The 5383-nt window shown below is 55.5% G+C and carries 3 protein-coding genes; all 3 read left to right on the forward strand.

Translation table 11 applies throughout. The annotated features are described in order from the left end of the window. Positions 1–1098 precede the first annotated feature (1098 nt). The 3 genes from BXP70_RS28660 to BXP70_RS28670 all read left to right on the forward strand — a co-directional run bounded on the left by BXP70_RS28660 (position 1099) and on the right by BXP70_RS28670 (position 4772). Positions 1099–2004, forward strand: a complete 906-nt coding sequence (locus BXP70_RS28660) for an alpha/beta fold hydrolase (RefSeq protein ID WP_086597551.1) — start codon at positions 1099–1101, stop codon at positions 2002–2004. 598 nt (positions 2005–2602) lie between these two features. Next, complete coding sequence (locus BXP70_RS28665; RefSeq protein WP_086597552.1) at positions 2603–3367, forward strand: cyclase family protein; 765 nt, start codon at positions 2603–2605, stop codon at positions 3365–3367. Between the two features lie 247 nt (positions 3368–3614). Beyond that, a complete protein-coding gene (locus BXP70_RS28670) occupies positions 3615–4772 on the forward strand; it encodes a TlpA disulfide reductase family protein (RefSeq protein ID WP_086597553.1) in 1158 nt (385 codons plus the stop codon). Positions 4773–5383: the final 611 nt, after the last annotated feature.

Consider the following 5383-nt stretch of genomic DNA (forward strand, 5'->3'; position numbering starts at 1 on the left):
CCCCCAAGTACAATATGTTCTTCGCCCCGCCACCTAGCCCAGAGGAGACGACTCCAAAAGAAAAGTAGATTCCTGAAATGTTCATGAAGTCTATCTTTTGGTCATAAACTATCAAGCGCCCCATCCAGCAGCGGATGGGGGCGCTTGATTTGAGGACATGCATACTCGGCTGCCCGACTCAGCTCCCGTGAGCGTAGCCATGGTTCGCGCCGGATTGAGAAATAGGCCAGGAGTTTTAGCAAGGGTCACTAGGCGTATCGGTGAGTAGGTAGCCGTGCGTGCCCTCCTGATCCACCTGGCGTAGGCGGTAGTAGAGCTAGGAGGCCCGGCTGGGTAATCCCATATCGTGGTAGGGAACCTGCAGGCAGCTGGAAGAACCAAGCGTACCTTCTCAAAGACGACGCAATACAGCGTTATACCCTATTTGCTCATCCTATTAGGTCCTCAAGCAACATTGATCAAAGCACTCGTCGGAGTTCGGCAATGGTGACGCACCTACTACTGCGATTCGCACGCTTGCCCTACCCATATCATCAAGGTGAGACACGCTTGGCGGCACTGCTTGACTGATGGCTATAAACTTCGCGCGACTCTTTGCAGCTAGGGCTCGGCGCCTATCAAGCTGCCCTCCAGACTCTACAACGCAGCCATCCAGCAATAGCTAGAACGCTTCGCGTACCTGCCGCCGGCTAAAAAGGCCCACTCAGGGCCGGATCAGGCCAACTGGCCGCAGGGCGTTGGCAGCCACTCAGAACCGCCCGTAAGTTTGACCATCAATCAGTAAGCTCTTGGCTGGTTGGTGCCCGAGCTAGTGCTCCTGGGTTCACAAAGGGTAAGTTTCATTAGAGTGGTTACGAAAAACCTGGTACCGCCCGAATGCATGCATTTCTGAAGCAGTAGCTAAGCCTTTGCTTTTGCTAAGCTAGCGACCAGCTACTAAGTGGCCTCTGAGGTGGTGCGCTAAGCTACATGACTTAGTCTGCTTACGCGCCTGAACCTTTGCACCGCTACAACCTTTTCGCACAGGCACCGCCTCGTAGTGCTCCACACGTGCCGCAGTTTTACCCTTTAGCACCCTTGTTTATCACAAGGCTCCTTATGAAACACCTCACCACCAATCCATCACTTTTGCTTCAGCAGGGAGAGCACTTCGCCGAAATCAATGGCATAACCATCCACTATTATGTCAGCGGCCAGGGCCCCGTTATGTTGATTCCTTCCTCAGGATGGGGGCCATCTGTCAACTTTGTTATGCCCTTAACTGCCTTGGAGCGGCATTGTACTACCGTGTATTTCGATACGCGACACAGTGGCCAATCGACTGGCCCAGACGATGCAACGCAATACAAGCTAGAGAACTTCGTAGCCGATATTGAAGCGCTTCGGGTGTACCTCGGGCAGGACAAGATATTTGTTGCCGGCCACTCGGGTGGCGGTCACCAGGTATTAGCGTATGGCATTGCGCATAACGAACACCTGCTCGGCATTATCGCCATCGATGCTATCGTTGCCGCCGATGGCGTGAGGGCCGAGGAAATGATGCGCCGGGTAGCCAAGAAGCAACACGAGCCTTTTTACCTGGCCAACCCCGCGTATTACGAGCGGGCAATCGCCCTGATGACCAGCCCCAACCGAGCCGCACTGACCATCAAGGAGGTGATCGACGCTACCGGTGGTTTTTACTTTTACCGACCCGAACTAGCCGAGGCAGTCTTTGGCAATATGGAGGCCAACGACGACGTGCTGAAGTACACGCAGCAGGCTGGTTTCCAGAGCAAGAACCTTTTGCCTGAACTGCCCCGCATTTCCGTACCCACCCTGATTATTGTGGGGGAGGATGATTTTATGTGTGACCCCATCTCGCAGGGCCAGCGCATGCACGAAGCTATTGCCTCGTCCACCTTAGTGCTTATCCAAGAAAGTGGCCATATGCCGTGGATTGAGCAACCCGCTGCCTTCGATACTGCCTGCGAGCAGTGGTTCACTGAACAGCACTATGTTTAGCCACAATCGTTGCCCAGCCGCAATGCGCTCAGGCGAGGTGCCATCGCAGGAGCTTTTAAGTCCACCTCAACATGCGGCTGCTAAATGGGTGGCCTGTAGCTCCTAGGGCTGCCTAAAGGGCTCTGCCTTCTTGGGTATCCTTACCTTTTAACGCTCTATTTATGAACACGACACTTGAATCCAGCGCTGGCCTAGTGGCTGCTCCAGCCAACGCGGTTTTGACCGCTTCCACAAAAACCCCGCGTATTCACGCTCCATTGAACCTAGCGAATTATTAACCGCCGGTCACAACTAGCTGCTAGGCTCGCCCTAGCCAGCTTAATGGTCGGTTGGCCATTGGAAATTTAATAAGTACAGCGCGGCGGAGGCTATGCCGCTGCTCTCCCGCGTTTTCTCCGGTTTGGTTTTGGAGGAAATGCAAACAGCCCCTAGCAGATGGCTGGGGTTTGTTTGGGGTGGGAGGACCCATTGTGGGCGACGGTCCTTACCGAGTTGTAGCTTGGCAAAACCACTTTTATAAGTCCCGGCAACAAACCCAACATTTCTAGCTGCGTGAGCAAGCGTGTGCTTCACCGAACATAAAAGTCAGTCTCTCCCTATGGCTCGCTTAATTGACCTATCCAAACCTATTCGGTGTAACGCGAATGACCCGTGGTACATGCGCGTCAGGATTAAGCACAAGACGCATAGCCAAGCCCGCTGGCTGATTCGCTTCCTAGGGCTGCCTTTCCGGCTCTTTCCCAAGTACTTCACGGGCTGGGCTGATGATACCATCCGAAGCATGGGGGTGCACGCAACTACCCACCTTGATGCCCCCTGGCACTATGGCCCCACGGTAGCCGGGCAGCCCGCTAAGACCATCGACCAGATTCCGCTGGACTGGTGCTACGGGCCTGGGGCCGTTATCGACATGAGCCACAAGGCTGATTTTGACCCCATCACGGTTTCGGACTTGCAGGCGGCGCTGCGCCAAACAGGGGTGGTGCTACAGCCCAACATGATCGTGCTCATCCGGACGGGGCGCGACAAACTGAACGGCACGAAGAAGTTTGCCGAGGTGGGCACCGGCATGACCGCGGAGAGCACCCGCTGGTTGATTGCGCAAGGCATCAAAGTTATGGGCATCGACCAGTGGGGCTGGGACTTGCCCCTGCCCTACATGGCGCAGCAAGCCAAGCTGCACAACGACCCCAACCTATTCTGGCAAGCGCACCTGGTGGGCCGCGAGCTAGAGTACTGCCACATCGAGCAGCTGGTCAACTTAGAGTCCCTACCCTCCTCTGGCTTTCAGGTGTGCGTGTTTCCGCTGAAGATTGTCGGGGCGTCGGCGGCTCCGGCGCGCGTCGTGGCCATCCTGGACTAGCCTGCTGGCGGCTAGGCTAGCCGTTGCACTACGGGCGAGCTACTGCATTAATGCGACGCCCAGCGTGGACCCTACTTGTCCCCTTCGTGAAGCCACCCACCAACACGGTTTTCCGGGGCATGGCCTTCGCTCCGCAGGCCGCAGCGCTGAGTAAGGTCCTAGCAATCCCGCAATGTGAACCTGCTGTGCTGCTGTTTCAAAATGATGGTATTTCCGGTGTTCATCTCCATACTCATAGTTAGGTTTTATGAATCGCTATCCCCTAGCTAGTTTTTTATCGGCTCTGTCATTCCTGCTTCCGCTGCGACTGCTAGCCCAAAGCGGGGACTATACTATTCAGGGGCAACTGAGCCCGAAAACGTCGGCCACCAAGATTTACCTGGATTACCTGAAGGGAGAAGATGTTGAGCACGACTCCACCGACATCCGTAACGGCCGGTTTCGGTTTCGGGGCAAGGTAGCGATGCCTACCCTCGGGGTATTGCTCCTAAAGCAGAAGACGCAGTCACCCAACTTCCTCTCCATCAGCAAGCTTTGGGTTTATTTGGAGCCCGGAGTGGTCCAGGTCACAAGTGTTGCCTCCCTGGACCATGCGACGCTGCGAGGCACTCCTCTCAATAGGGACTTGCAACGCTTAAATATTGCCCTGCGACCCAGCGAGGCACAGTTGAAAGCGCTGCGACACGAAGACTACCTAGCCTCGCCTGAACAGCGCAAGGGCCAAGCTTTCCTGACTAATTTGAAGCAGCGCAGGCAGCAAGCGGAAGCCGCGCAGCAAGCAGTGTACCGGCAGTTTATCCAGCACAATCCCCGTAGTCAGGTGAGCCTAGCGATGATCGATATCGCCGACCAGCAAGAAATGAATTTGCCCGTCGTCGAACCGCTTTTTAGGAGCCTAGCGCCAGCCGTGCGCCAGAGCCCCGCCGGCCGAGCCTATGCCGCTCGCTTGGCGAAAGCACGCCGCTTAGCGGTGGACGTGCTAGCCCCCGATTTCAGCCAGCCCGACCCTAGTGGCAAGCTCATTCGGCTGAGCGATTTTCGAGGCAAGTATGTGCTGGTAGATTTTTGGGCCAGCTGGTGCCGGCCCTGCCGCGAAGGAAATCCCTACCTAGTAGCGGCCTACCAGCAGTACCACAACCACAATTTCACCGTGCTCGGCGTGTCGCTGGACCGGCCTAGCGGCCGCGAGGCGTGGTTAAAAGCCCTTAGCACGGATAAGCTCCCTGGAACGCAGGTTTCCGATTTGAAAGACTTTCAAAACGCGGCGGCCCAGCTGTACAGCATTCACTCCATTCCGCAAAACGTGCTCGTCGGCCCCGACGGCCGCATTGTGGCTAAAAACATCAGAGCCGAAGTGCTAAGCCAGCGACTGGCTACGGTGCTGCGCGCTCCCGCCCAGCCATAACGCGTAGCATAAGGCCTGTTATGGCAACCTGTATCCGTTAGGTAGCGCGCGTGGGTTCTTAGTACCAAGCAGAAAGGAAATGAGCCAACCCCGCGCAATATTTTACAAGAAGAGGTAGCAACGAGCCGACTTTTGTGCGACAGAATGAACACATGAGCGCGGCGCAGCTTAGTAAAGGTTTCCGCAAAGCCGGTACACCTAGGCTTAACGTGTGTGGCCTTTGGGTTGGTTGGCATGCCTGCCTCAACTACAAGGGCTAGGCCGCTTCTCCAGCGTTGGAGATGGCAAGGCCGCTAACAATAGCCCTACTTTTTCCCCACTGACTGCAGGAATTGCGCATAGGTAGACTTGCCCGTGGACGCGATGTCCCGGAGAATGAGCAGGCTTCATTTGTCCCACGGCACGTCGAGCGACGACCTCACGAAGCCGCTGGATCGCTGTTTCAACTCTCTCATAAAAGAAAATATACGCGAGGGTTTGCTCTTACCACCATCGGGAGCCGAACTACTTACAGAGCTTTTAAAGAGCTCGGCAGACGTCACTCTACATCACCTTCTTGCCGACCACGCAGTAGTGGTCTTTTAAATTCTGTTTGATCATGCTATTAGTAA

Source organism: Hymenobacter crusticola (assembly GCF_002154225.1).
GTDB lineage: Bacteria > Bacteroidota > Bacteroidia > Cytophagales > Hymenobacteraceae > Hymenobacter > Hymenobacter crusticola.